The sequence below is a fragment of the Amycolatopsis mongoliensis genome (assembly GCF_030285665.1).
Classification (GTDB): domain Bacteria; phylum Actinomycetota; class Actinomycetes; order Mycobacteriales; family Pseudonocardiaceae; genus Amycolatopsis; species Amycolatopsis mongoliensis.
In genome coordinates this window covers 8,834,827-8,860,219 of the sequence record NZ_CP127295.1, presented here as the reverse complement: position 1 = coordinate 8,860,219, position 25,393 = coordinate 8,834,827, and the positions used below count along the sequence as shown (strand labels likewise).

Genomic DNA, 25,393 nt, shown 5'->3' with positions numbered 1-25,393 from the left:
ATCGAGCGCTTCTCTGACCAATCGTCCAAGAAAATCTTGACATTCGTCCAAACGGCGGCCAAGGTCGTGTCCAGCGACCGACGGAGCTCCGGAGGGACGACGATGTCTCTGTACTTCTACCTGGAAAAAGGCGCCTCCCTGGACCCGGATGCGCCCTGCCTGACCCTCGACGGGAGTTCCGTCTCCTACGGCCAGGTGGTCGAACTCGCCGGGGCCGTCGCCCGCGCGCTGCGGCACTCCGGCGTGCGGCCGGGGGACAAGGTCGGCATCCTCTCGGCCAACGACCCGACCGCGTTCACCTGCGTCTTCGGCATCGCCCGTGCGGGTGCCGTGTGGTGCCCGATCAACCCGCGCAACGCCGCCGGCGAGAACGCCGAACTCCTGGACCTGTTCGACTGTGCCACCCTCATCTTCCAGCCCGGCTTCGAAGACCTCGTCCGCGAGATCGCCCCGAAGCTCCCCAAGCTGACCACCCTGGTCCGCCTCGGCGACGGCGACGACTTCGCGCCGGGCTTCCCGGACTGGCTCGACGCCGCCCGCGACGATCCCCCTGCTGAAGCCGCGCAACCCGACGACGTCGTCGCGCTCGTCGGGACCGGGGGCACCACCGGCCGGCCCAAGGGCGTCATGCTCACCGGCCGCAACCTCGAAGCGATGTCGGCGATCACGCTGATGAGCTACCCCTTCGACGGACGTCCGGTGTACCTGGCCCTGGCCCCGCTGACCCACGCGGCCGGCGTCCTGTGCTTCCCGATCCTCGCCCGCGGCGGCGAAGTCGTGATCATGGCCAAGCCCGACGTCGGCCGCTTCCTGGAACTGATCGAACGCCACCGCGTCACCCACACGTTCCTACCGCCGACGCTGATCTACATGGTGCTCGGCCACGAGGCGCTCGATCGCACGGACCTGTCGTCCCTGCAGTGCTTCTGGTACGGCGCCGCCCCGATGTCGACGGCCCGGCTCACCGAAGCCCTCGACCGCATCGGCCCGATGGCCCAGCTGTTCGGCCAGTCCGAAGCCCCGATGATGATCTCGACGATGTCGCCCGCGGAGCACCGCAGACCCGACGGGACCATCCACACGGGACGGCTGGCGTCGGCCGGCCGGCCCTCGCCGCTGGTCACCGTGTCGATCCTCGACGAGGACGGGCGGCCCGTCCCGAAGGGGGAGCGCGGGGAGATCTGCGTGCGCGGTTCGCTCGTGATGGCCGGCTACTACCGCAACCCCGAGGCGACGGCGGAGGCGTCGGCCCACGGCTGGCACCACACCGGCGACATCGGGTTCCTCGACGACGAGGGCTTCCTCCACATCGTCGACCGCGCCAAGGACATGGTCATCACCGGCGGCTTCAACGTCTACTCCGCCGAGGTCGAACAGGCGGTGATGGCCCACGACGCCGTCCGCGACTGCGCCGTGATCGGGCTGCCCGACGACAAGTGGGGCGAACGCGTCACCGCCGTCGTCCAGCTCCAGCCCGGCCAGGAACTGGACACGGGCGAGCTGATCGCGTTCGTCAAGGACCGCATCGGCAGCGTCAAGGCGCCGAAGCAGATCGAGATCTGGCCGGAGCTGCCGCGCTCCACCGTCGGCAAAGTGCTCAAAGCCGACATCCGCTCCACCTTCACCGAACGCAGCAAGGAGGCTGTCCGACCATGAAACTCGCGCTCTACCTGCCGAACTTCCGGGACAAGGTGACCGTCCGGGAGCTCGAAGACCTCACCGCGCTCGCCGAAGACCTCGACTTCGACTCCGTCTGGACGCTCGACCGGATCATCGTGCCGGAGGCCTCGGACCGAGGGGAAATGCAGTACCCCTTCGGGATGCTGGACGAAATGGGCAGGCAACTCCCGGTGAGCTCGCGGGGCGAGTTCCTCCAGGGCATGCCGCTGCTCCCGTGGCTCGCGGCGAAGACGTCGAAGGTGCGGATCGGCATGAGCATCATCGACACGCCCTACCGCTCGCCCGGCGTCCTCGCCGCCGAGTTGGCCACCATCGACCACCTCTCGGGAGGCCGGCTCAACGTCGCCGTCGGCTCCGGCTGGATGCCGGAAGAGTTCGCCGCCGCGAGCGCCGCGCACATATTTCCCAAGCGGCACAAGCATGTGCGCGAAACCCTGGAGATCATGCAGGGCATCTGGACCAACGAGGTCTTCGAGTACCACGGCGAGTTCGCCGACTTCGAGCCGGCCGGATTCGGCGCCAAGCCGGTGCAGAAGCCGCACCCGCCGATCTTCTTCAGCGGCCTCAAGGACCCGAAGCGCTCGGCCAGCCGGATCGCCAAGTACAACCTGTCGGGCTGGATCGGGATCCAGGACTCGCCCGAGGACATCCAGCGGTGGCGCACCGAGATCCAGCGCGAGCTCGACGAACTCGACACCAGGCGGTCGGTCGACGACCTCGAGATCTCCAGCATGATCTGGTTCGTCATCACCGACCAGGACATGGACCAGAGCCCGAGGGGCAAGGGCACCAACCTGCTCGTCGGCTCCGAGGCGCAGATCACCGACCAGCTCAAGCGGTACCGGGAAGCAGGCCTGACGATGCCGTTCCTGTGGCCGCCCTTCCAGGACGTCCCGGTCGCGAAGACACTCGACGACATGAAACGCCTGAAGGAAGAGATCCTGCCCAAGATCGAAGCGATGTGAGAGGAACCAGCATGTCCGAACTCGAGGGAAAGCGCGTCTTCGTCACCGGGTCCGGCGCCGGCATCGGCAAGGCGATCGCGAAGCTGTTCACCGAACGCGGCGCCCGGGTCGTGGTCAGCGACATGAACGCCGACGCGGCCAAGCAGGCGGCCGACGAGATCGGCGCCGCCGGCGTCGCGAACTGCGACGTGACGGACGAGGCCCAGGTCCAGGCCGCCATCCAGCAGGCGGTCGACCTCCTCGGCGGCCTCGACGTCCTGGTCAACAACGCCGGGATCGAGGTCTCGTCGCCGCTGCTGCAGCAGTCCACGGAGAGCTTCGACAAGATCTTCGCGGTGAACGTGCGCGGCACGTTCGTGGCGATGAAGGCGGCGACCCCGCACCTGGTGGAGTCCAAGGGGAACATCGTCAACATCGCCTCGATCGCCGGCATCGGCGGCAGCCCGCTGCTCGGCTCCTACTGCGCGACGAAGGCGGCGGTCATCCAGCTGACCCGGGTCGCCGCGGTGGAGATGCGCCCGGCCGGCATCCGGGTCAACGCGGTCTGCCCGGGCTTCGCGGACACGGCCATGGTCGAGCGCCTGGTGCCCGACTTCGAGGCCGCGACCCAGGTCCCGTTCGGCGACCTCGTCGCGGCGAAGCAGGGCCGCCTCGGCACCCCGCAGGACATCGCGGAGGTGGCGGCGTTCCTGGCGTCCGACCGGGCGACGTGGATCACCGGCAGCCACTACGTCCTCGACGGCGGGCTGACCGCGTCGCTCGTGTGACCCGGCGGCCGGTGGGTCCGGGCGACCCACCGGCCGTGGTCACGAGCGGCAGAGCAGCGCGTCGGGTGTGCGGTTCGAGCCGATGCGGCCGGTGTACGCCACACCGGCGACGTACTCGCCCGGCGCGCACTGTCCCTTGTAGTTGCCCGTGGCGAAGTCCCCACCCGGGTCGCCGGCCGGCCGGTTGTCGCCGCGGTCGAACCAGACCGTGCGGCCGGTGCGGCCGAGCGGCGTGGGGGAGCGGCCGCACAGCACCGCGGAGACCGCCGCGCCCTTGACGCTGTAGCCGACCACGGCGTGGTCGGGCGGGCACTGCGCCTTGGTGTAGCCCGACGCCCAGTCGGTGTCCACATAGGACTCGTCGCGGACCACGGCGTAGCCCGTCGGAGTGGGCAGCGTGCCGGTGCAGAGGCCGCGGCCGCCGGTGTGCGCCAGGCCGGTGAGGCGCTGGCCGTCGGGGCAGGCGCCCTTGCGCGCGCCCGAATCCCAGTCGCCCAGCGCGCGCACCGTGCGTGACTCCTGGAAGTCGGCGTAGTCCAGGTTGAGCATCGACCAGCGCTCGGCCGGCGCGACCTGCCCGGTGCGCGAGGGCGCGGTCACCAGCCGCTGCCAGGCCGGGCCACGCCAGTCGGTGCCGTCGAGGACGTCGATGCGGTGGCCGGCCGCGTCCCAGGCGAGCAGCGACCACCCGTCTCCCGAGCCGTTCGTCTGGAAGCCCACGGCGGGCCAGTACGCGAAATCGGTGTCGGTCTGGGCCAGGTAGTCCACGAAGTTCTCGAACCAGGCGCGGGACGCGGCGTCCGTGGTGCCGCGGCCCTCGCCGAACTCGCTGATCCACAGCGGCGCGGTGTAGTGCTTGCCGGTGTCCTGCTCGACGAAGAACGCCTGCCGGTAGAGGGTGTCGCGCAGTTCCTGGAGCGAGAGGTCGCGGTAGCGCGGGTCGTGCGTCTCGCCGATGCCGGTCGCGCCGGAGTGGTTCGGGCCGGTGTAGCCGTAGAAGTGCGCCGAATAGACGAGCTTCCCGGAGTCGACGAGCGTGTGCGACAGCGTGCGGGCGGGCTCCAGCGTGGGCCGTCCGTGCGCGAAGCCGTCGATCGGCAGGCCGGTCCAGTTGATGCCCTCGACGATGATCAGCAGGTCGCGGTTGGCCTCGGTCAGGATGCGGTCGCCCACCTGCTGGCTCGCGCGCTGCCAGTCCTTGTCGTTGCCCCAGCCCCAGTTCGGGTCGTCGAAGGTGTTGCGGCGGACCTCGTTGTACAGGTCCGCGCCGACGACCCGCTTGTTCGCGGCGTAGCGGCGGGCCATGAACAGCCAGTCGTCCTGCCACTGCTGCTCGGTCTGCGCGGTGTTCCAGCGTTCGTTGCCGTCGAGCCCGCAGCACCAGCGCGACGTCGTGGTGTGGTTGTTGAGGATCACCGCGAACCCGCGCGCGGTGAGCCGCTCGACGACGCGGTCGTACACCTGCAGCGGGGTCAGCCCGTGCAGGCCGGGGTTGGCCGGCAGGTCGGGCACCGGCCGCGGGTCGTGGATCATCGCGTTCGAGAACTGCAACCGCACGCTGTTGAGGCCCAGCTGCGCGAGCCCGTCGATGACGGTGTCGATCGACGCGCGGTCCAGCCCGAGCGGGGTCTGGTAGGCGATTTCGCCGGCGTGGTGGTTCGCGGGGTCGTTCACGTCGCCCGACCCGGTCCACGTGCCGCTCGCGCCGTGCCAGTTCGCGGCCTTCAGCTTGAAGCGGTCGCCGTTCGCGTCGACGATGTAGCGGCCCCGGGTGCTGAGCGGACCCACGAAGGCCGGCGGATCGGCAGCGGCCGACGCAGGCAAGGCGGGAACGACCACGGAGCCCACGGCCGAGAGCACGGTGAGCACGACACCCAGGAACCTCACGGGCGGAGGTTAACCACCCTACCCCCGAGTTGCATACGGCCATGTGGATCAACTCGACGGGTGGACAGAAGGCGTCCGGGCGTGTTGGGCTGGAGACCCGGTCGGTTATTCACCGCCCCCGCAACGTCGAGGAGCACGGTCCTGAGCCTGTGGGAGTACCTCCGCGAGAACTGGATCGACGTCGTCAACGACGCGATCCTCCACGTGGACCTCACCCTCGCCGCGGTCGCGCTCGCCGTGCTGGTCGGGATGACGATCGGCCTGCTCACCTACCGGCGGCGGTGGCTCGGCTCGCTGGCGACCACGACCACCGCGGCGTTCCGGGACGACGGGTTCCCCGGCCTGGCCAAGACCTACGCGTTCACCCTGCCCGATCCGCAGGTGCACCTGCTCAACGACGCCGTCGTCTATCCCAGCGTCGGCAAGGGGGACCCCTGCGGCTTCGGCTCGGTCGCCTCGACCGACGGGCGCGTGGCCGGGCAGAAGCTGACCGTGCTGGAGGACGACAAGCACTTCTTCCCGACGTACAACCCGGCGATCACGATCGCCTCCGGTCTCGCCGGGAAGTACCCGCAGCTGGAGCAGGTCTTCACGCCGATCGCGGCCAAGCTCGACACCGCGACGCTCACGGAGTTGAACAAGAAGGTGAGCGTGGACGGCCGGAAGCCGGCGGCGGTGGCCCACGACTGGCTCAAGGCGGCGGGCTTCATCATCTGACGCCGCCCACCGCACGACCCTGGCGTTGGCCCCCGCCGCCCCGTGCTGGTCAGCGGTCCGGGAAGTCCGGCAGCGTGAGCGCCGAGTGCTCGGGGCGCGGTGCAGGCGCCGGTGCCCCGGTGAGCTGCCGGAGCGCGGCGTTCCGCTGTTCGAGGGCCTCCGCCGTGGCCGGGAACAGCGTGGCCCTGCCTTCGCTCACCAGGGCCTGGTTGCGTTCGACGAAGGCCCGCAACCGGCTCTCGTAGGCCGCGAACGCCGCCGTGTGGCCGGGGATCGTGGCCAGCGCGTGGGCGAGCACGTACGCCCCGACGAGGGCGAGGCTGGTGCCTTGGCCGGTCAAGAACGACGGGGCGTAGGCCGCGTCGCCGACGAGCGCGACACGGCCGTTCGTCCACCGTGGCAGGTGGATCTGGCTGACGACGTCGAAGAACAGGTCGTCGGCCTCGCGCATCGCCGTGACCATGCGCGGGATCTCCCAGCCTTCGCCGGCGAAGGTCGTGGCGACGAGATCCCGTTGTGCCTCGGGGTCCCGGAACGCCTCGAGCGGCGCGTCCGGCCGGGCGAAGACCAGGAAGCCGTGGACCTCCTTGCTTTCGAGGACCGCGTAGAGCGCCGCGCCCTTGCCCGGGGTGCTCCACATCAGCCCCTCGCGGTGGAGGCCGAACTCGTTGGGCGCGGTGAACCCGGCGAAGCAGTAGCCGAGGTAGTGGTGGAAGCGCTCCTCGTCGCCGAAGACCAGCCCGCGGGTGTTCGAGTGCAGGCCGTCGGCGCCGATCACCAGGTCGTAGCCGGCCTGGTGGCCGCTCCGGAAGGTGACGTCGACGCCGTCGTCGTGCTGCGCCAGGGTTTCGACGCTGTCGCCGAACCGGATGTCGACGTCGTCGCGCACGAGGTCGTACAGCGTCCGCGTCAGGTCGCCCCGGCGGATCTCGACGTCTTCACCGTCGACGCCGCCGACGATCGTGGTGGGGTCCACCGACGCGACTTCGCTGCCGTCGGTGTCGAGGAAGACCAGCCGGCGGGTGGAGATGTGCAGGTCCCGCAGGTGGGGGAGGATCCCCATCCGCCGGACGGCGTCCAGGGCCGTGCCGCGGACGTCGATCGGGTAGCCGCCGTCGCGGAGCTCGGCGGACTTTTCCACGACGGTGACCGCGAATCCGGCCTTGCGCAGCCAGAAGGCCAGCGCGGGACCGGCGATGCTCGCGCCCGAGATCAGGACGGAGCGTGGTTCGGTGTGCATGACAACCCCCGATAGCTAAGTTAGGTATCTATGTTGCGGGTGCGACAATGCCGGGGAAGATCAGCGGCATGACGCAACTATATACCTAAGTTAGCTATCTAAGGGGTGTGATGGCCGCCACTGAAGCCGGCGACGGGGCCGAACTGCGTTCCGTGCTGCCCCGGCTCGTGCAGCTGGGCAACCTGATGAACCGCAGTGGCCTGGGGAGCGGGCGATGAAGCAGGTCGGGGCCGACCTCGATCGGCCGGGGTTGTCGATCATCCTCGCCCTGCACATGACCGGGAAGGCGATGCGCGTCGGCGAGATCGCGGACCGGATGCAGGTCGCCGGGCCGCACGTCACGCGGCACCTGCACGTGCTCGAGCGGCGGCGGCTCGTGCACGGCCTGGCCGACCCCGGCGACCGGCGCGCCCGCCTGGTCGAGCTGACCCCGGACGGCGCCGAGCTGGCCGACCGGTACGTCACCACGCTGCTCGGCTGGTTCGGCGAGGCGCTGTCCGGCTGGTCCTCGAAGGACCGCAAGACCTTCTACGACCTGCTGCTGCGGTTCACCGACGACCTCGCGGCGTTCCTTGCGGCGACCGGCGAAGCGGACTGATCCTTCGCTGGATCGCGACCGCCGGCGCGGGCGCCAGGGCGTGGAGCTGACCCGCTGATCGGCAGCTCGGCTTCTTCGCTGTGAGCGAAACGTGGTAACGCATTCCGTGCACGGGCATTCTGTCCCTTTTGATGATATCCTTGCCGTGTTCGAACCATCGGTTCCGGTGATATCCCGCCCCGTCGACTTTCCTGCCCGGCGAGACCAATCAATCTGACGCAGCCGCTGATTCCGGCGCCTTTGTTCTGCTGCCTGCGACACGAGAAGCCGCTGTTCCGCGCGAGCATGCGCGTGGACCGATGTGAAGGGGAATGTCCATGAACGACGCTGTTCTGGCCCAGACTGCCAACATCAACCCCGGCCTCGCCGCCATCGGCTACGGACTGGGCGCGATCGGCCCGGGAATCGGAGTCGGGCTCATTTTCGCGGCCGTCATCAATGGTACCGCGCGCCAGCCGGAAGCGCGAGGAAAACTGCAGACGATCGGTTACTCGACCTTCGTGCTGACCGAAGTTCTCGCGTTGATCGGCATCGTCGTGTACTTCATCGCGTCCACCAAGTGAGTCCGGCGCCTGCGCGCGGTGCTTCCGCGCGCAGGCGCCGCCGGCCGCGTTAGATAGGTTACAGAACTTGACTGTAACGAAACTCCGGGCTAGCGTCGAGCGCAGGCCGGGTGGCGATGGTGCCCTTCGGTGGTGAGCCACGGAAAGGTGGTCGCTCGATGGAGACCTACGTCCTCGTCCCGGGTGCCTGGCACGGCGCCTGGTCCTGGCGGCCCGTCGCGCACCGGCTGCGCGCCCGCGGGCACCGGGTCTTCGCGCTCACCCTGCCCGGCCTGGACGACGGCGACGATCCCCGGCGGTTCGAGCTCGCCGACACCGTCGACTTCGTCGCCGGCTTCCTCGACGCGAACGACCTCACCGACGTCACCCTGGTGGGCCACAGCTGGGGTGGCTACCCGGTCTTCGGCGCGGCCCACCGGGTCCCGCGACGGTTGCGCCGGCTCGTCTTCCACAACGCCTTCGTCCCGCAGGACGGCGTTCCCCTCGTGGACGACGTGCCGCCCGGGCACGCCGCCTTGTTCCGGCAGCTCGCCCGCGAGTCGGGCGACCATTCGGTCGTTCTCCCTTACCAGGTCTGGCAGGACGCCTTCGCCCAGGAAACCCCCGAGCCCGCGCGGAAGCTCCTGTACGACCTGCTCGTTCCTCAGCCGATGAGCTACTTCGAGCAGCCCATGGACGCGCCGGCGCTGTCGTCGCTCGGGCTGCCCGTCAGCTACCTGGCCGGCGAAGCGGATCTGGCCATGCCGCCGGGGGAATACGCTTGGTGCCCGCGGTTCCCCGATCGGCTCGGGGTCGAGCCGAGCGAGGTTCCCGGGGATCACGAGGCGTTCCTGACCCGTCCCGACGCCTTCGTCGCGGTGCTCGAAAAGGAAAGGCAGAAGTCATGACAGAAGTCATCGCGGGTGTGGAGGTCCCGGACACGGCTGCGGTCGCCGAAGCGACGCGGCACCTCCGGGAGACGACCAGCCCGCTCGTCTACCACCACTCCCGCCGGGTCTACTTCTTCGGCCGGCTCCACGCCGAGCGGATCGGCGTGGAGCCGGATCCGGAGCTGCTCTACCTGGCCGCCATGTTCCACGACACCGGCCTCGCGACGCCGTTTTCCGAGGCGGAGCAACGCTTCGAGGTCGACGGCGCCGACCACGGACGCCGCTTCCTGCTGGAGCACGGCTTCTCGCCCGCCGCCGCGGACACCGTCTGGACGGCGATCGCGCTGCACACCACGCCCGGCATCCCCGGCCGGATGGGTCCCGAGATCGCCACCACCCACTTCGGCGTGCTCACCGACATCGTCGGGTTCGGCCTCGACGGGCTGGACGCCGACCGGCTGGGGGAGATCCTCGCCGTGCACCCGCGGGGCGACTTCAAGAACGAGTTCCTGACCGCCTACTTCGAGGGGCAGAAGAACCGCCCGGACACCACCAACGGCACCGTGAACGCCGACGTGATCGAGCACTTCCTCCCCGGCTACCGGCGCACGACGACCGTCGAGCGCGTTCTCGGGTCCGCGTGGCCCAGCTGAAGGAGCAGCCATGAAAGCCATCACCGTCACCGACCGCGACGCGGGCATCGAGGGGCTCACCCTCACCGACCTGCCGCACCCGCACGCCGCCGAGAACGACGTCATCGTGCGGGTGCACGCCGCCGGTTTCACCCCCGGCGAGCTCACCTGGCCCGCCACCTGGACCGACCGCGCCGGCCGCGACCGCACGCCCAGCGTGCCGGGGCACGAGCTGTCCGGTGTCGTCACCGGACTGGGCTACGGCACCACCGGCCTCACCGTCGGCCAGCGGGTCTTCGGCCTCGCCGACTGGGCGCGCAACGGTTCCCTGGCCGAATACACCGCCGTCGAGGCGCGCAACCTCGCGCCGCTGGCCGCCGACATCGACCACACCGTGGCCGCGACGCTGCCGATCTCCGGGCTGACCGCGTGGCAGGGGCTGTTCGACCACGCCGGGCTCACCACCGGCCAGACCGTGCTGATCCACGGCGCCGCCGGCGCGGTGGGGTCGATCGCCGTCCAGCTCGCCCGGGAGGCCGGGGCCCGGGTGATCGGCACGGGCCGGGAAGGCGACCGCGACCTCGTGCTCGGCCTCGGCGCCGAGGCGTTCCAGGACCCGGAAGCCGATCCCGGCGAGCAAGCCGACGTGGTGTTCGACGTCATCGGCGGCGACGTCCTCGCGAAGTCGGCCGCGCTGGTGCGGCCCGGCGGCACCCTGGTGACCGTCGCCGAGCCGCCGAAGGTGCGGCCGCAGGACGGGCGCGCGGTGTTCTTCGTGGTCGAACCCGACCGGGCCCGGCTCGCGGACCTGGCCCAGCGGGTGCGGGACGGCCGGTTGAAGCCCCTCGTCGGTGACGTGCGCCCGCTGGCGGAGGCGCCCGACGCGTTCGCCCGCCGCCGGCGCACCCGCGGCAAGACGATCATCCGGGTCACGACGGACTGAGGACCCGGCCTCCGGGAGACCGCGCGCCGCGGGAAGGGTTTCGGTTGCCGTACGGCAGGTGTCGCGGTCAGCCGACCGGGAACTTGATGCCGGTGAGCTCCTCCGAAACCGTCCACAGCCGCCGCTGGATCCCCGCGTCGTAGGACTGCGGCGTGGACGTCACCACCTGCGGGCGCCCGCGGTAGCCGCCCGGGCCGGCCGGGCCGTAGTACTGTCCGCCGAGTGCCGCGGGGTCCGTCGCCGCCCGGAGGGTCGGGAGGGCGCCGCGCTCCGAGCTCTGGGTGAACAGCGGGGCGACCACCGGGAAGAGGGCGCGGAGGATCGCCGGGGAGTTGCGCATCAGCTCCGTGCGGGCCACGCCCGGGTGGGCGGCGAGCGACGCCGTCGTGCCGTGCGGGGCGAGGCGGCGCTGCAGCTCGTAGGCGAACATCAGGTTCGCGAGCTTGGCCTGCCCGTAGGCCGCGACGCGGTCGTAGGAGTTCTCCCACTGCAGGTCGTCGAAGTGGATCGCGGCGCGGATGCGGTGGGCGATGCTCGCGACCGTCACCACCCGGGAGCCCTCGACCGGCAGCAGCAGGTCCAGCAGCAGCCCGGTGAACGCGAAGTGCCCGAGGTGGTTCGTGCCGAACTGCAGCTCGAACCCGTCCCGCGTGGTCTGCTTCGGCGGGTACATGACGCCCGCGTTGTTGATCAGCAGGTCGATCTTCGGCAGCGTCGCGTGCAGGTCGGCCGCGGCGGACCGGACGGAGTCCAGGGACCCGAGGTTCAGCTGCTGCACGGTGACGTCGGCGTTCGCGCCGAGCCGCGCGGCGGCCCGCTTGCCCTTTTCGACGTCGCGGACGGCCAGTACGACCGTCGCGCCGTGCTCGGCCAGCACCTTCGCGGTGTCGAACCCGAGCCCGGTGTTGGCCCCGGTGATGACGGCGACGCGGCCCTGCTGACTCGGGACGTCGCGTTCGGTCCAGTTCTCGCCCATGGCGGTTCCCTCCGTGGCGGCCCTTTCGGACCGGCGGTCTGTTATGGGCCCGACGCTAAGGAACCGCCGGTCTGTTGTCAAGAGACTGTCGGTCTTCAATTTCGCGCGCCGGGCGTTACGCTGGGTGGCATGACGTTCCAGCGGGCCCGCAGCGCGGAGCAGCGGGAGCAGCGGCGCCGCACGATCCTCGACACGGCGCTGGCGATGCTCGACGAGATGCCGGTGGCCGACGTGAGCCTCAACGAGCTCAGCAGGCGGGTCGGACTGGCGAAGTCGAATGTGTTGCGCTACTTCGAATCCCGCGAGGCGGTGCTGCTCGAACTGCTCGACCGGGCACTGCGGGACTGGCTGGCCGAAGTGGCGGAAGAGCTGGCCGAGGGCGTCGACCCGGACCGGCCCGCGGGGGAGCGGACCGAGCGGTTCGCGGCGGTCGTCGCCCACTCCCTGGCGCGACGCACGGTGTTGTGCGACCTCATCGGCGCGCAGGCGGGTGTCCTGGAACACAACGTGTCCGCCGACGTCGTCGTGCGCTTCAAGCGGTCCGCCCTGGCGGGATTGGACACGATGGCCGAGCTGATCCGCCGGTACGTGCCGGAGGTCGGGGACGAAGCGGCGTCGGTGTGCCTGCTGGCGATGATCCTGACCGGCGGGCTGTGGACGCACTGCCGGCCGTCGCCCAGCGCCCTCGCCGCGTACGAGGTGGACCCGGCCCTGAAGGCGTTGCACCTGGACCTGGCCCCCGCCCTGGAAAACGGCTTGGCGCTGCTGATCGCGGGAGCGATGAACCGCATGAGCCAAGGCAAACCCGTTCCCCGCTGAGGCCATCGCGCCATCGGATGGTCGGCCTTCGGTGCGATGCCGGGCCTGTCCGCCGGCTCCCCCGTGCTGGTCCGGTGTGCCCTTCTTCGTGCGTGCAAGCAGGCATGCCCGCTTGCTAGCATGTGGGCATGTCCTCACCCGTCAAGCGGCAGTTCAGCGTCTACCTGCCGGTCGAGCTCATCAGGCGGGTGAAGCACGCCTCGGTCGACGCCGACGAGTCGCTCTCGTCCTTCGTCGAGCGGGTGCTCGAGGACTACCTGCGAACGAGCGAGGAACGACCGTGATGCGAGTGATGCCGATCCGCTACAGCACGGACGTCGCGGCGATGACGCGGTTCTACGAGGTCCTCGGCCTGCGGGTCGGCTCGGTGTCGCGGCCCGGCGGCTGGGTGGAGCTGCCCGCCGAGGCCGGCATGCTGGCCCTCCACCGGGGCGACGGCGTGGACGTGGGCCGGTGCGAGCTGGCCTTCGAGACCGACGAACGCCTGGAGGACGTCGCGGAGCGGCTGCGGGCGGCCGGGTACGAGCCGGGACCCGTGGTCGACGAGGGCTTCGGGCGTTCGCTGCGTGTCCCGGATCCGGACGGCGTGGCGGTGCAGATCAACGAGTACGACCGAGAGCTCTACACATGACCGTGCTGCCGCGGGGAACGCTGCTCCTCGCGGCGGGGATCGTCGCGCTCGAGTTCTCGGCCGCGGTCACCAGCTTCGTCGCGTCCACGCTGCTGCCGGTCGTCGCCCGTGACCTGGCCGCGGGGGACCGGCTCGGGCTCCTCGTCGCCGGCTCGAGCCTGGGGTTGTTCGTCGCGCTCCCGCTGGCGAGCCGGGTACTGGGCCGGCTGGGCACGCGGGGCACCCTCGCGGCCGGGATCGTCGCCTACGCCGGCGGGCTCGTCGTGGCGGCCACCGCCCGGAGCGCGTGGATGTTCGCCTTGGGCCAGCTTTCCACCGGGCTCGCGAGCGGTCTGCTCGCGGTGTTCGGGGTCAGTTCCGCGATCCGGCACCTCGACGAGCGGGTGCGCCTGCGGGTGGTCGCGGCGTCGTCGGCGATGTGGATCGCGCCCGCCCTGGCCGGCCCGGCCGCGACGCTAGACTTGGAGCACCTCGTGGGGTGGCGCTGGACGCTGCTGGTGCCGGTGCCCTTCGTCCTCTTCGGACGGTTGCTGGTCGTGCGCGCCGTCCGCGACGACCCGCCGGCGGACGCCGCGCCGCGGCCGCTGGGGTGGACGTTGCTGGTGCCCCTGGGCGCGGCGGGGGTCGTGCTGAGCACGGGGTGGTGGCCGCTCGCGATCGCCGGCGCGGTGGTCGCCGCGGTGGGGATGGTCGCGATCCTGCCGCCGGGAACGGCCCGCCTGCGACCGGGGACGCCCGCCGCGCTCGCGGCGATGGTGCTGTTCGCGGTCGGCTACTTCGGTGCCGACAGCTTGATCACCGTGCTGCTGACGACGGGGTTCGGGATGAGCCTCGCCCAGGCGGCGATCGTCCTGAGCGCGGCCCCGCTGGGCTGGGCGGTGACGAGCCTGTTCGCGCGACGCTTTCCCGCGACCGGCTTGACCATGACCGCGCTCGGCACGGCCGTCCTGGCCGTCGGCGGCCCGTTCCCCGTGCTGCTCGCCGCGTGGACGGTGGCGGGGATCGGCGTCGGGCTCGCCTATCCCGGCCTGTACGTCCGGGCGACCACCGCGGGGCCGAGCGGGTTCACCGCGACGGAGCTGGCCACCGCGGTGATCACGGCCGAGTGCGTCGGGCAGCTCCTGGGCCGCGCGATCGGCGGCACCCTGAGCTCGGCCGGCGGCCTGTTCGCCTCCTACGCGGTGTTCGCGGTCGCGCTGGCCGCGGCCGCAGCGGTCAGCCGAAGGTGACCCACCACGACCAGGTCCAGCGCCGCGACGACGAGCGGCCGGAATCCCGGCCAGTACGCCGAGGTGCTCGAGCGCCGAACCTGACGTCGGAGTTCGACCCGCAGGGCCTGCCCCGCAAGTGAACCGGCCGGCGGACGTTCCGGGTCGCTCCGCTACGGCGTCCGGAACGCCCGCCGGTACGCGCCCGGGGTCGTGCCCACCTGCGCGCGGAAGCGGCGCCGCAGGTTGACCGCCGAGACCAGGCCGACGCGGGCGGCGATCGCCTCCACCGGGAGGTCCGTCTCCTCCAGCAGGGTGCGGGCCTCGGTCACCCGGCGGGCCAGCAGCCACGCGCCGGGGCTCGTGCCGAGCTGGTCGGCGAAGCGCCGGGCCAGCGTTCGCGGCGAGACGCCGGCTCGGGCCGCCAGGTCGCCCACCGACAACGCCGTCCCGAGCCGGTCGCCCGCCCAGCCGAGGAGCCCGTCCAGGGCGTCCGGCGGCGGGGGAGGCGGGGCGAACTGCACCTGGCCGCCCTCGCGGTGGGGCGGCATCACCATGTGCCGCGCGACGAGGGCGGCGTGCGCGGCGCCGTGGTCCTTCCGGACGAGGTGCAGGCACAGGTCGATCCCCGCGCCCGCCCCGGCGCTCGTGGCGACGTCGCCGTGGTCGACGTACAGCACGTCCGGCTCGACGCGCACCCGCGGGAACTCGCGCCGCAGCTGCTCGGCGCGGCCCCAGTGGGTCGTCGCGGACCGGCCGTCCAGCAGGCCCGTGCGGGCGAGCGCGAACACCCCGGAGCAGATGGTGACCAGCCGCGCGCCCCGCGCGTGGGCCCGCAGCAGCGACCGGCGGACGCGCGGGGGCAGCGGCGCCTCCACCGGCGCCCAGCCCGGGATGATCACCGTGTCCGCGGAGTCCAGCGCCGCCAGCCCGCGCGAGACGGACATCGCGTACCCGGCCGTCGTCGGCACCGGGCCGGGCGTCTCCGCGCACACCTCGAACTCGTAGTGCTGCGGCACCCCGGCCCGCGGCAGGCCGAAGACCTCGGCGGCGCAGCCGAGCTCGAACGTCGACTGCACCGGCCGCACCAGGGCCACCACGCGATGCATGGCAAGAAAGTACCCCAAGGTGTCTTCCCGGACACTGGTCCGGCCCGGCGGGCGCGGGCACCGTGGCGGTCATGCACCCCGAGATCCTCGAGCAGGACGGCTACACCTGGTCCACCGTCCGGGAAGCGCCCGTCCGCGAACTGTTCCCCGGCATCCGGCTGCGTCCACTGTGGACCGGACCCACCGGTGCGCACGCGAACGTCCTGGAGATGGACGCCGGGACGTCGTGGCCGCGCCGCGACGTCCACGAACCCGGACCGGAAGAGGTCTACGTCGTCGCGGGCACGTTCAACGACGGCGCGCGCGACCACCCGGCGGGCACGTTCCTGCACGCTCCGGCCGGCACGTGGCACGTGCCCGCGAGCACGACCGGCTGCACCCTGTTCCTCTTCTACCCGGAGGGCTGAGCGCCCCACCGCCAGTCCACGACCCGCGGGTGGCCGGGCAGGTCGCCGCGGCCGGTCGCCCAGAGCAGCGTCGCCCACGGGTCGGTGTCCGCCGGCGCGCCGGGGAAGAAGCGGGCGAGCAGGCGGCCGCAGAGGTCCGCCTCCGGCGTCCAGGGGAACCCGAGTCCGCCGGCGACGTCGTGCATGTGCACCAGGGTTTCGCCGACGGTGATCGCGGCGAAGCCCGCGGCGTCGAAGACGCCCTCGTCGTGGTACGCGAGGAGGCCGGACGGCGTCGTCCGCACCACGGCCACCAGGAGCGCGCCGCACGCTTCCACCACTCGCAGCAGGCCGTCCGGCCCCGCGGCGCGGTCCGCGAAGAGCACCAGACCGGGGCCGCCGGGCCGGTGCCGGGCCCACGCGAACGGCACCGACCGGTCGGTGGCGGCGGCCCGCGGGCCGAGCTGGGCCGCGTGGAAGAAGAAGTTGTCGGCGATGTGCTCGACGGTCTCCCAGCAGGTCCAGTCCATCGGACCGGCCTGGGCGTCCCAGTCCGCGTCCCGCGCTTCGGCGAGGGTCGCGGTGGTCGTCCGGACGCTGCTCTCGACGTCGGCCGCCGTGAAGGACATCGGCCGAGCGTATCGGGCCGCGGCCCTGGTGCCGAACGGTTTGCTGCGGTACAACCGGATGCGTGGCCGGGCATGCCGCGGTGGAGCGGGACGTGCTGGTGCGGTACCTCGACGCGTGGACGGCGAAGGCACTGCGGTCCCAGCGCGGCGGGACGTACGTCGAGTGCGGCGGCTTCGCGGCCGACGCGCTCCGCGTCTTCGGCGAGTTCTCCGACCGGCTCGACGGGCACCACCTGGAGCTGGTGGTCGTCGGCTCGGCCGTCCCCGAAGGAGCGCCGGCGGGCCTCTCGGTCCGAGCCGCCGACGATCCCCGTGACCTAGGGATCACCGGACCGGTGCTGACCCATTTGGACGGTCCGGAGGCCTGGCCGCTCGTCGACGCGATGGCTCGCGGCAAGGGACACGAGGTGGTCGTCACCGCGCCGGCGGGGGACCACCACGTCGAGCACGGGTGTGCGGTCGAACTGGTCGCCGAGGACGGCGAAGCGCGGCTGCTGGTGTTCGTCACGGCGGACGAGAAGCACCTCGTCACGTTCAAGAGCGAGCTGTGGGCCGTGGACGAGTTCGCGGGCATCCGCTACCGCGACCCGCGTGACGCCGAGGGGATCCTGGTCGACATCTCGCTGACGCCGCAGCTGCTGCCGTTGCGGCGGGCCCTGCTGGCCGAACTGGGGCGGCGGGGGAGCTGCACGGTCGCGCAGCTGCAGCACTTCACGCTGCTGGAGACGATCTACCGCCCGGAGGACGCGGTCGGGGCGCTGACGTCCGCGGTCACCGCCGGGGAGGTCACGCGGGATCCGGAAAAAGGCCGGCTGACGCCGCGGACCGTGGTCGGCCTTCCGTAGCAGGTGTCACGTCCGTCTCGAGGGCGGCTTCGCGCAGCGCCGCGGCGACGCGGGCCGCCGCGTCGGACAGCGGCCCCGGGAGGTGGGCGAGCAGGACCCGGCGCTGCTCCCCGGGACCACCGCGGACGGCCAGCACGCGCACCCCCGGCGGCACCACCGCACCGATCGCGCCGGGCACGGTCGTGATGCCGCAGCCCGCGGCGACGAGGTGCAGCTTCGCCAGCCAGTCGCGGGCCGTGTGGGCGATCTCGGGCCGCTCGTCCAGGCCGGGCCACACGCCCATCGCGCGGTCGTCGCCCGAGCCCGCGATCCAGCGCCGGCCGCGCAGGTCGACGACGTCGATGTACTCCCGGCGCGCGAGCGGGTGGCTCGCGGGCACGGCCACGCGCAGGCTGCGCTCGGCGAGGGTCTGCAGGGCCAGCGCCGGGGTTTCGGTGTCGGGCGGGCGGAACGGCGGTGCCGAGGCCACCAGCGCGAGGTCCAGGGTGCCGGCGCGCAGGGCGCGGACCAGCGCCGGCGTGCCGCCTTCCCGGCTGACCACGGTGATCGCCGGGTGGGTGCGCCGCAGGGCGGCCAGCGCCCGGGGCAGCAGGTCGGCCCCGGCGGTCGGGAACCAGCCCAGCCGGACCGTCCCCTGCTCGCCGGGCAGCCCGGCCAGTTCGCGCGCGGTGGCGTCGAGCTGGTCGAGGACGCCGGCGGCGCGGCGCACCACGATCCGCCCGGCCGAGGTGAGCCGCACCCCGTCGTGGCGCCGTTCGAGCAGCGGCGTGCCCGCCGCGCGTTCCAGCGCGGCGATCTGCCGGGAGACCGCGGACTGGGTGTAGCCGAGCGCGGTGGCCGCGGCCGTGAGCGTGCCCCGCTCGGCCACCTCGCGGAACACCCGCAGGGCGGTCAGGGAGGCGTCGGCGAAGGTCATGACACATACGCATACCAGGTCTGCGTTTCTTTCGCTGTTCGCATGGTCGGACCGGCCCTAGCGTGGAGTCGTGAACCTGATCGGAACCCCTTTCGGACCCGGCAGCGGCCGGGCCCCGCTCGAACTCGCCGAAGGACTCGCATGACCCCGAAAGCCGCCCTCGTCACCGGCGCCACCCAGGGACTGGGCCTCGCCCTGGTCGAAGGGCTCGCGTCCCGGCTGTCCACCGAGGACACCGTCTACCTGACCGGCCGCGACGCCGGGCGCGTCACTCAGGCCGTCGAAGCTGTGCCCGCCGGCGGCGCCGAGGTCCGCGGTGAGGTCCTCGACGTCGCCGAACCCGGCGCTTCCGGCCGGCTCGCCGCGCGGCTGGCGGAGCGGCACGGCGGCGTCGACGTCGTGATCGGCAACGCCGTCATGCGCGTGGGCCCCGACGACGACCCGCGGGCGATCGTCGGGGCCTACGCCGAGGTCAACAACTTCGGCACCACCCGGCTGCTGCGCGCGTTCGCGCCGCTGCTGCGCGACGGCGGCCGGTTCCTCGTCGTGGCCAGCTCGTTCGGCACGCTGAACCACCTGGCGCCCGCGTTGCACGACCGCTTCGACCGACTGTCCTCATTGGACGAGGTGGACAAGCAGGTGGCCGCCTGGCGTGACGCGGTCGAGGACGGGAGTGCCCGCGCCGGCGACTGGCCGGGCTTCGTCAACATCCCGTCCAAGATCGGCCAGGTCGCGGCGGTGCGGGCGCTCGCCGCCCAGCGCCGTGACGACGACCTGGCGCGCGGGATCCTGCTCGCCGCCGTCTGTCCCGGGATGATGAACACGCCGACGTCTGCGCTGTGGTGGGACGTGAGCGCCGCGCCGAGCCCGGCTCAGGCGGCGGATGCCTTGCTGGAGCTCGTGTTCCGGCCCGTCGAGCCGGCCCAGTACGGCGAACTGGTCCGTGCCGGAGCCGTCGTGCCCTGGTCCCGGGACTAGCCGAGGGTGGCCTCCAGCGAGCGGGACGGGACGGCGTCCAGGGCGGCCAGCGTCGCGCCGTCGAGCACGATCTCGCCCGCGGAGACGTTGCCCGCCAGGTGGTCCGCGCTCGCGGTGCCGGGGATGAGGTGGACGTTCGGGGAGTGGTGCAGCAGCCACGCCAGGCCGACCTGCGCCGGAGTGCGGCCCAGCTCCCGCGCGGCGGCCTGCACCGCCGGCTCGTCGGTCACCTTCGGCAGGCCGGGGAAAGCCCCGCCGAGGGGGAAGAACGGCACCCACGCGATGTCCTCCGCGACGCAGAGCGCGAGCATGTCCTCGTCGTCGCGCCCGACCAGGCTGTACGCGTTCTGCACGCACGCGATGCCGGCCGGGAGGGCCCGGCGCAGGACGTCGAGGGTCACGCTGCTGAGGCCGATAGCGCCGATCTTGCCCTCGTCGCGCAGGGCGGTCATCACCGCGAGCTGGTCGTCGAGGCCGACCACCTGGTCGCCCTCGGCGACCACGCCGGGTCGCCGGTCCGTGCGGCGCAGGTTCACCAGCGGGATCCGGTCGAGGCCGAGCGCCCGCAGGTTGTCCTCGACGCTCGCCCGCAGCTGCTCCGGCCGTTGCGCCAGGCGGAGCGGGATCGGGCCGCCGGGGTCGGGGTCGGCGCCGACCTTGCTGGCGACCAGGACGTCGTCCCCGGGCCGGAGGGCCTCGCGGATGATCCCGTTGACGAAGCCGTTGCCGTAGAACTGGGCGGTGTCGACGTGGTCGACACCGAGGTCGAAGGCCCGGCGCAGCAGCGCGACGGCCGCGCCGCGGTCGTCGTGGAGGCGCTCGAGCTGCATCGCGCCGTACCCGACGCGGGAGACGGTGCGGCCGGCGAGCGGACCGGCGCCACCCGGTCGCGGGGCACTTTCGGTGGAAGGCATGCGTGATCCCGTCTTCGTGCGATGATGGTGAAGCGGAGGAACCTCCGCTAAGCCGACCGTAGCACAACCGGAGGTGCCTCCGCTTTGTCTTCGTCCGAACCTGACCGCCCGGTGCGCTCCGACGCGCGACGCAACCGGGAGAAGCTCGTCGCGGTCGCGCGGAACGCCTTCGCCACAGCCGACGGCACCGTCGCGCTCGAAGCCATCGCCCGCGAGGCCGGCGTCGGGATCGGCACGCTCTACCGCCACTTCCCGACCCGGGAGGCGCTCGTCGAGGCCGTCTACGCGGCCGAGCTCGACGACGTCACGGCGAGTGCCCCGGCCCTGCTCGGGCAGCTCCCGCCCGAGGCCGCCCTCCGCGCGTGGATGGACCGCTACGCGGCCTTCGTGGAAACCAAGCGCGGGATGGGCGACGTCCTGCGCGCGAGCCTGGCGTCGGGCCGCATCGCCACCCCGGCGACACGCCGGCGCATCACCGCGGCGATCGGCACGATCCTCGACGCGGGGGCGCTCGCGGGCACGCTGCGCGCCGGCGTCGACCCGGAAGACGTCACCTTGCTGCTGCTCGGCGCGTTCCTGTCCACTTCGGCCGGCCAGGACGCGGAGCGGATCGGCCGGATGCTCGACCTGATCGTCGACGCCCTGCGCCCGGAACCCACGACCGAGCGGTGACGCGCGAATCCCCGGACGGTCCGCACGGTGGCTCGGGGCGAAGTCCCCACGGGGATGGTCGATCTGAGCGCGATCCCACTGGCCGAACTGCGCAGAAGTGACGTCCCGGCGCTCCTCCTCTCGCTTCGGCAGCTCGCCGGGCGGGCCGGGTGCAGCCGGACCGGGGTGCTCCAGAACCAGGCACCGGACGCGCGCTGAGCAGGGGGTAGGGAAGCCGCGACCCGATGCTGGACACCCACCGGGTGTCACTGACGAACCTCGACACGATGGCCGCCGGGCGGAGTGACGCGGCCCGGTGCGGCAGGCGCAGACGAACGGGCCCGGCCGATCCCCAAGGATCAGCCGGGCCCGTCAGCGCATCACCGTCAAACCAGGTCGAACCGGTCCAGCTCCATGACCTTCGTCCACGCCGCCACGAAGTCCGCCACGAACTTCTCGCGCGCGTCGTCGCTTGCGTACACCTCGGCCAGCGCCCGCAGCTGGGAGTTGGCCCCGAAGACCAGGTCGACCGCCGTGGCGGTCCACTTCAGCTTGTCCGTGCTCACGTCCAGGATCTCGTACACGTTCTCCTCGGACTCCGACGCCTTCCAGCGCGTCCCCGGGGAAAGCAGGTTCGCGAAGAAGTCGTTGGTGAGCACGCCCGGCCGGTCCGTCAGGACGCCGTGTGCCGTGCCGCCCGTGTTCGTGCCCAGGGCGCGCAACCCGCCGACCAGGACCGTCATCTCCGGGGCCGACAGCCCGAGCATGTACGCGCGGTCGACCAGCAGCGCCTCCGGCTGGCGCTTCTCGCCCGCCTGCAGGTAGTTGCGGAACCCGTCGGCGCGCGGCTCGAGCACCTTGAACGAGTCGGTGTCCGTCTGCTCCTGGGTGGCGTCCGTGCGGCCCGGGTGGAACGGCACGGTCGTCTCGACGCCGGCCTCGCGCGCCGCCTTCTCGACGGCCGCCGAGCCCGCCAGCACGATCAGGTCGGCCAGCGAGATCTGCGCGCCGCCCGCCTCGTTGAACTCGCGCTGGATGCCTTCCAGGGTCGAAAGGACCGTCGCGAGCTGCTCGGGCTGGTTGACTTCCCAGTTCCGCTGCGGCTCGAGGCGGATGCGGGCACCGTTCGCGCCGCCGCGCTTGTCCGTGGAGCGGAAGGTCGCGGCCGACGCCCACGCCGTGCCGACCAGCTGCGCCGTGGTGAGGCCGGACTCGAGGACCTTCGCCTTCAGGGCGGCGATGTCGGCGTCGCCCACGAGCTCGCCCTCGACGGCCGGCACCGGGTCCTGCCACAGCTGCGGCTCGGCGACCCACGGGCCCAGGAAGCGGCTGACCGGGCCCATGTCGCGGTGCAGCAGCTTGTACCACGCCTTGGCGAACGCCAGCGCGAACTCGTCCGGGTTCTCCAGGAAACGGCGCGAGATCGGGCCGTAGACCGGGTCGAAGCGCAGCGACAGGTCCGTCGTGAGCATCGTCGGCTTGTGCTTCTTGTTCGGGTCGTACGCGTCCGGGATGATCTCCGGCGCGTCCTTGGCGACGTACTGCTTGCCGCCGCCCGGGCTCGTCGTCAGCTCCCACTCGTAGCCGAAGAGGATCTCGAAGAAGCGGTTGCTCCACTCGGTCGGCTTGTCGGTCCACGTCACCTCGAGGCCACTGGTGATCGCGTCCGCGCCCTTGCCGCTGCCGTAGGTGCTCAGCCAGCCGAGGCCCTGCGTCTCCAGCGGCGCGCCCTCCGGCTCCGGGCCCACGTGGTCGTCGGCGACGCCGGCGCCGTGGGTCTTGCCGAAGGTGTGGCCGCCGGCGATGAGGGCGACGGTCTCCTCGTCGTTCATCGCCATCCGGGCGAAGGTCTCCCGGATGAAGTGGGCCGCCGCCTCGAAGTCCGCGCTGCCGCGGGGACCCTCGGGGTTGACGTAGATGAGGCCCATCTCGGTCGCGCCGAGCTCGGGCACCATCTCGGTGTCGGTCGCGTAGCGGTCTTCGCCCAGCCAGTTCTCTTCGGGGCCCCAGTAGATCTCCTCGGGCTCCCAGGTGTCGACGCGGCCGAAGCCGAAGCCGAAGGTCTTGAAGCCCATCGACTCCAGCGCGACGTTGCCGGCGAGCACCAGCAGGTCGGCCCACGAGATCTTCTGGCCGTACTTCTGCTTGACCGGCCAGAGCAGGCGGCGCGCCTTGTCGAGGTTGGCGTTGTCCGGCCAGCTGTTCAGCGGCGCGAAGCGCTGACCGCCGTCACCGGCGCCGCCGCGGCCGTCGTGGATGCGGTAGGTGCCGGCGGCGTGCCAGCTCATCCGGATCATCAGGCCGCCGTAGTGGCCGAAGTCCGCCGGCCACCAGTCCTGCGAGGTGGTGAGCACCTCGGTGATGTCCCGCTTGAGGGCCTCGACGTCGAGCTTCGCGAACTCCTTGGCGTAGGCGAACTTCTCGCCCAGCGGGTTGCTCTTCGCCGAGTGGGCGTGCAGCACCGTGAGGTCGAGCTGGTTCGGCCACCAGTCCCGGAGGGTGCGCGGCCGGCCGCCCGTCTTCGGGGACGGGGAGTCGATCGCCGGGTTCTCGCTCTCGCTGCCGTGCGCGGTCACGGAGTCGTGCGCGACCGGGCAGCCGGCGTTGTCCTGGGTGTTGCTCATCTACTTCCTTCCGAGGCGGCAATCAATGGGAGGTTCGGCTGGTGGCCGCACAGTCGGGGCAGGTGCCCCAGTAGACGACCTCCGCCTGGTCGATCACGAAACCGTGGTCGTCCGAGGCGGTCAGGCACGGGGTGTGGCCGACGGCGCACTCGACGTCCGCGATCGCACCGCAGGTACGGCACACGACGTGGTGGTGGTTGTCCCCGACCCGGGACTCGTACCGGGCGGTCGCGCCCGCGGGCTGGATGCGCCGCACCAGGCCGGTGTCGGTGAGCGCCCGCAGGACGTCGTAGATCGTCTGGTGCGAGACCGTCGGGTGCTCGGCCCGCACGAGCGCGATCACCGTCTCGGTGTCGACGTGCGGGTGGTCGCGCAGCGCGGTGAGCACGGCCAGCCGGGGCCGCGTCACCCGCAACGAGACCGCCCGCAGCTGCGCCTCGAAGTCGGTCATCACGTCGGCCACCCTAGGACCCTAGTCTGGAATGAGTCAAGTTATGACCGGCGGGTCACCCGGCCGGGGCGGCCATGATCAGGTTACCGAGATCCGGTTGCGGGCGATGAGCTGGGCGGCGATCACGGTCCGCTGGATCTCGTTGGTCCCTTCGCCGACGATCATCAGCGGTGCGTCCCGGAAATAGCGCTCGACGTCGTATTCCTTCGAGTAGCCGTAGCCACCGTGGACGCGGATCGCGTCGAGCGCCACCTGCATGGCGGTCTCCGACGCGAACAGCTTGGCCATCCCGGCCTCCATGTCGGCGCGTTCGCCGGCGTCGAGCTTCTCGGCGGCGTCGAGGGTGAGCAGGCGGGCGGCGCGCAGCTTGGTGGCCATGTCGGCGAGCAGGTTGCCGACGGACTGGTGCTGCCAGATCGGCTTGCCGAACGTCTCGCGCTCCTGGGCGTACTTCACCGCGTCGTTCAGCGCCGCCTGCCCGACGCCCAGGGCGCGGGCGGCGACCTGGACGCGGCCGACCTCCAGGCCGCGCATCATCTGCGCCCAGCCCTCGTTCGGCGTCCCGCCCAGCACCGCGTCCGCGGGCACGGACATCCCCTCGAAGACCAGTTCGCACGCTTCGACGCCGCGGTAGCCCAGCTTCGGCAGCTTCTTCGAGATCGTCAGGCCGTCGCCGGGTTCGACCAGCAGGACGCTCATGCCGCGGTGGGCCGGGTTGGCGTCGCGGTCGGTGCGGCACAGCAGGCCGATGAGCCCGGAGTGGGCGGCGTTGGAGATCCAGGTCTTGGACCCGGTGACCGACCAGCCGCCGCCGTCGGGGACGGCGTGGGTGCGCATGGCCTGCAGGTCGCTGCCGCCGCCGGGCTCGGTCAGCGCCATCGTGGCGCGGACGCTGCCGTCGGCCATCGCCGGCAGGTACTTTTCGCGCTGCTCCGGCGTACCGAACGTCTTGACGAGGTAGGTGATCACGGAGTGCCCGCCGATGGCGCCGGCGAGGCTCATCCAGCCGCGAGCGAGCTCTTCGGTGACCCGGGCGAAGCACGCCGTGCTGACGTCGACGCCGCCGTGTTCGGCCGGGGCGAGCAGGCCGAAGAAACCGAGCGTCTTCATCTCGTCGACGAGTTCGGCGGGATAGACGTCGTCGGGTTCGAATTCGCGGACGCGCGGGCGGACGCGTTCGTCGACGAACTCCGCCACCATGGCCACCATCTGCGTCTCGTCGTCGGTGAGCGTCATCGCCCGATCCTACGCGGACGGCGTACTGTACCCCGGTTCCCATTCGCGCGCAGTCCGGCGGCCGGGTCCTCAGGGGAATCAGGCAGACCCCGAAGTGCCGGGGGGCAACACCCGCGCCCATCCGCTCACCGCGAAGTACTTTCGAGGGCGAAGATCTTT

Annotated in this window: 29 protein-coding genes; 19 read left to right on the top strand and 10 right to left on the bottom strand. The window is 71.8% G+C overall.

All coding sequences use genetic code 11. The features are described 5' to 3' along the window. Window positions 1-102 precede the first annotated feature (102 nt). The 3 genes from QRX60_RS42645 to QRX60_RS42635 are packed head-to-tail and all read left to right on the top strand — an operon-like array spanning window position 103 to window position 3,412. On the top strand, window positions 103-1,656 hold the full coding sequence (locus tag QRX60_RS42645) for an acyl-CoA synthetase (RefSeq protein WP_285997151.1): 1,554 nt from the start codon (window positions 103-105) through the stop codon (window positions 1,654-1,656). After that, complete coding sequence (locus QRX60_RS42640) at window positions 1,653-2,645, top strand: LLM class flavin-dependent oxidoreductase (RefSeq protein ID WP_285997150.1); 993 nt, start codon at window positions 1,653-1,655, stop codon at window positions 2,643-2,645. The genes QRX60_RS42645 and QRX60_RS42640 overlap by 4 nt, the downstream gene beginning before the upstream one ends. A gap of 11 nt (window positions 2,646-2,656) precedes the next feature. Further along, complete coding sequence (locus QRX60_RS42635; RefSeq protein ID WP_285997149.1) at window positions 2,657-3,412, top strand: SDR family NAD(P)-dependent oxidoreductase; 756 nt, start codon at window positions 2,657-2,659, stop codon at window positions 3,410-3,412. 39 nt (window positions 3,413-3,451) lie between these two features. Here the strand turns inward: QRX60_RS42635 and QRX60_RS42630 are convergent, their stop codons facing one another. Further along, a complete protein-coding gene (locus QRX60_RS42630) occupies window positions 3,452-5,290 on the bottom strand; it encodes a glycoside hydrolase family 5 protein (RefSeq protein ID WP_286003813.1) in 1,839 nt (612 codons plus the stop codon). A 213-nt stretch (window positions 5,291-5,503) separates the two neighbouring features. Between QRX60_RS42630 and QRX60_RS42625 the strand changes: the two genes are divergently transcribed. Then, on the top strand, window positions 5,504-6,016 hold the full coding sequence (locus QRX60_RS42625) for a glycine betaine ABC transporter substrate-binding protein (RefSeq protein WP_285997148.1): 513 nt from the start codon (window positions 5,504-5,506) through the stop codon (window positions 6,014-6,016). A 49-nt stretch (window positions 6,017-6,065) separates the two neighbouring features. On the opposite strand, the gene QRX60_RS42620 is transcribed toward QRX60_RS42625, so the two are convergent. After that, the gene (locus QRX60_RS42620) at window positions 6,066-7,256 is read right to left on the bottom strand and encodes an FAD-dependent monooxygenase (RefSeq protein WP_285997147.1); all 1,191 of its coding nucleotides are present in this window, start codon (window positions 7,254-7,256) and stop codon (window positions 6,066-6,068) included. Window positions 7,257-7,470: 214 nt separating this feature from the next. Between QRX60_RS42620 and QRX60_RS42615 the strand changes: the two genes are divergently transcribed. From QRX60_RS42615 to QRX60_RS42595, 5 genes are all read left to right on the top strand, one after another. Then, window positions 7,471-7,854, top strand: a complete 384-nt coding sequence (locus QRX60_RS42615) for a MarR family winged helix-turn-helix transcriptional regulator (protein ID WP_285997146.1) — start codon at window positions 7,471-7,473, stop codon at window positions 7,852-7,854. 317 nt (window positions 7,855-8,171) lie between these two features. Further along, a complete protein-coding gene (locus tag QRX60_RS42610; RefSeq protein WP_285997145.1) occupies window positions 8,172-8,417 on the top strand; it encodes an ATP synthase subunit c family protein in 246 nt (81 codons plus the stop codon). Between the two features lie 158 nt (window positions 8,418-8,575). After that, entirely contained in the window at window positions 8,576-9,304 is a 729-nt protein-coding gene (locus QRX60_RS42605; protein WP_285997144.1) for an alpha/beta fold hydrolase, read from the top strand. Continuing rightward, window positions 9,301-9,939 (top strand): HD domain-containing protein, encoded by a 639-nt coding sequence (locus QRX60_RS42600; RefSeq protein WP_285997143.1) that lies wholly within the window; start codon window positions 9,301-9,303, stop codon window positions 9,937-9,939. The genes QRX60_RS42605 and QRX60_RS42600 overlap by 4 nt, the downstream gene beginning before the upstream one ends. Window positions 9,940-9,949: 10 nt before the next feature. After that, window positions 9,950-10,861 carry an NADP-dependent oxidoreductase gene (locus QRX60_RS42595; protein WP_285997142.1) on the top strand — a complete coding sequence of 304 codons (912 nt, stop codon included), beginning with the start codon at window positions 9,950-9,952 and terminating at the stop codon, window positions 10,859-10,861. A gap of 67 nt (window positions 10,862-10,928) precedes the next feature. Here QRX60_RS42595 and QRX60_RS42590 read toward each other — a convergent pair whose 3' ends face one another. After that, a complete protein-coding gene (locus QRX60_RS42590) occupies window positions 10,929-11,837 on the bottom strand; it encodes an SDR family NAD(P)-dependent oxidoreductase (protein WP_285997141.1) in 909 nt (302 codons plus the stop codon). A 129-nt stretch (window positions 11,838-11,966) separates the two neighbouring features. Here QRX60_RS42590 and QRX60_RS42585 point away from each other — a divergent pair, with 129 nt between their 5' ends. From QRX60_RS42585 to QRX60_RS42565, 5 genes are all read left to right on the top strand, one after another. Further along, window positions 11,967-12,656, top strand: a complete 690-nt coding sequence (locus tag QRX60_RS42585) for a TetR/AcrR family transcriptional regulator (RefSeq protein ID WP_285997140.1) — start codon at window positions 11,967-11,969, stop codon at window positions 12,654-12,656. Window positions 12,657-12,784: 128 nt separating this feature from the next. Next, on the top strand, window positions 12,785-12,940 hold the full coding sequence (locus QRX60_RS42580) for a CopG family transcriptional regulator (protein ID WP_285997139.1): 156 nt from the start codon (window positions 12,785-12,787) through the stop codon (window positions 12,938-12,940). Next, complete coding sequence (locus QRX60_RS42575; RefSeq protein ID WP_286003812.1) at window positions 12,940-13,287, top strand: VOC family protein; 348 nt, start codon at window positions 12,940-12,942, stop codon at window positions 13,285-13,287. The genes QRX60_RS42580 and QRX60_RS42575 overlap by 1 nt, the downstream gene beginning before the upstream one ends. Then, a complete protein-coding gene (locus tag QRX60_RS42570) occupies window positions 13,284-14,516 on the top strand; it encodes an MFS transporter (RefSeq protein WP_285997138.1) in 1,233 nt (410 codons plus the stop codon). The genes QRX60_RS42575 and QRX60_RS42570 overlap by 4 nt, the downstream gene beginning before the upstream one ends. After that, window positions 14,513-14,638 carry a hypothetical protein gene (locus tag QRX60_RS42565; RefSeq protein ID WP_285997137.1) on the top strand — a complete coding sequence of 42 codons (126 nt, stop codon included), beginning with the start codon at window positions 14,513-14,515 and terminating at the stop codon, window positions 14,636-14,638. The genes QRX60_RS42570 and QRX60_RS42565 overlap by 4 nt, the downstream gene beginning before the upstream one ends. A gap of 30 nt (window positions 14,639-14,668) precedes the next feature. Here QRX60_RS42565 and QRX60_RS42560 read toward each other — a convergent pair whose 3' ends face one another. Further along, window positions 14,669-15,604: a GlxA family transcriptional regulator gene (locus QRX60_RS42560; RefSeq protein ID WP_285997136.1), complete on the bottom strand. Its 936-nt coding sequence runs from the start codon at window positions 15,602-15,604 to the stop codon at window positions 14,669-14,671. Window positions 15,605-15,675: 71 nt separating this feature from the next. Here QRX60_RS42560 and QRX60_RS42555 point away from each other — a divergent pair, with 71 nt between their 5' ends. Then, complete coding sequence (locus QRX60_RS42555) at window positions 15,676-16,011, top strand: cupin domain-containing protein (RefSeq protein ID WP_285997135.1); 336 nt, start codon at window positions 15,676-15,678, stop codon at window positions 16,009-16,011. On the opposite strand, the gene QRX60_RS42550 is transcribed toward QRX60_RS42555, so the two are convergent. Continuing rightward, entirely contained in the window at window positions 15,996-16,619 is a 624-nt protein-coding gene (locus QRX60_RS42550) for a maleylpyruvate isomerase N-terminal domain-containing protein (protein WP_285997134.1), read from the bottom strand. The two genes, QRX60_RS42555 and QRX60_RS42550, sit on opposite strands and share 16 nt — an antisense overlap. Window positions 16,620-16,681: 62 nt before the next feature. Here QRX60_RS42550 and QRX60_RS42545 point away from each other — a divergent pair, with 62 nt between their 5' ends. Then, on the top strand, window positions 16,682-17,464 hold the full coding sequence (locus QRX60_RS42545; RefSeq protein WP_285997133.1) for a hypothetical protein: 783 nt from the start codon (window positions 16,682-16,684) through the stop codon (window positions 17,462-17,464). On the opposite strand, the gene QRX60_RS42540 is transcribed toward QRX60_RS42545, so the two are convergent. Then, entirely contained in the window at window positions 17,406-18,380 is a 975-nt protein-coding gene (locus QRX60_RS42540; protein WP_285997132.1) for a LysR family transcriptional regulator, read from the bottom strand. The genes QRX60_RS42545 and QRX60_RS42540 overlap by 59 nt on opposite strands. A 141-nt stretch (window positions 18,381-18,521) precedes the next feature. On the opposite strand from QRX60_RS42540, the gene QRX60_RS42535 reads away from it, so the two are divergent. Continuing rightward, window positions 18,522-19,358 carry an SDR family NAD(P)-dependent oxidoreductase gene (locus tag QRX60_RS42535; protein ID WP_285997131.1) on the top strand — a complete coding sequence of 279 codons (837 nt, stop codon included), beginning with the start codon at window positions 18,522-18,524 and terminating at the stop codon, window positions 19,356-19,358. On the opposite strand, the gene QRX60_RS42530 is transcribed toward QRX60_RS42535, so the two are convergent. Then, window positions 19,355-20,272 (bottom strand): aldo/keto reductase, encoded by a 918-nt coding sequence (locus QRX60_RS42530; protein WP_285997130.1) that lies wholly within the window; start codon window positions 20,270-20,272, stop codon window positions 19,355-19,357. The genes QRX60_RS42535 and QRX60_RS42530 overlap by 4 nt on opposite strands. An 84-nt stretch (window positions 20,273-20,356) precedes the next feature. On the opposite strand from QRX60_RS42530, the gene QRX60_RS42525 reads away from it, so the two are divergent. Continuing rightward, window positions 20,357-20,944, top strand: a complete 588-nt coding sequence (locus tag QRX60_RS42525) for a TetR/AcrR family transcriptional regulator (RefSeq protein ID WP_285997129.1) — start codon at window positions 20,357-20,359, stop codon at window positions 20,942-20,944. Between the two features lie 27 nt (window positions 20,945-20,971). Then, window positions 20,972-21,142: a hypothetical protein gene (locus QRX60_RS42520; RefSeq protein WP_285997128.1), complete on the top strand. Its 171-nt coding sequence runs from the start codon at window positions 20,972-20,974 to the stop codon at window positions 21,140-21,142. A 167-nt stretch (window positions 21,143-21,309) separates the two neighbouring features. On the opposite strand, the gene katG is transcribed toward QRX60_RS42520, so the two are convergent. The 3 genes from katG to QRX60_RS42505 form a co-directional block, all read right to left on the bottom strand. After that, entirely contained in the window at window positions 21,310-23,547 is a 2,238-nt protein-coding gene (gene katG / locus QRX60_RS42515) for a catalase/peroxidase HPI (RefSeq protein ID WP_285997127.1), read from the bottom strand. 22 nt (window positions 23,548-23,569) lie between these two features. Beyond that, entirely contained in the window at window positions 23,570-23,998 is a 429-nt protein-coding gene (locus tag QRX60_RS42510; RefSeq protein WP_286003811.1) for a Fur family transcriptional regulator, read from the bottom strand. Window positions 23,999-24,076: 78 nt separating this feature from the next. Then, window positions 24,077-25,234, bottom strand: a complete 1,158-nt coding sequence (locus QRX60_RS42505) for an acyl-CoA dehydrogenase family protein (protein WP_285997126.1) — start codon at window positions 25,232-25,234, stop codon at window positions 24,077-24,079. Window positions 25,235-25,393: the final 159 nt, after the last annotated feature.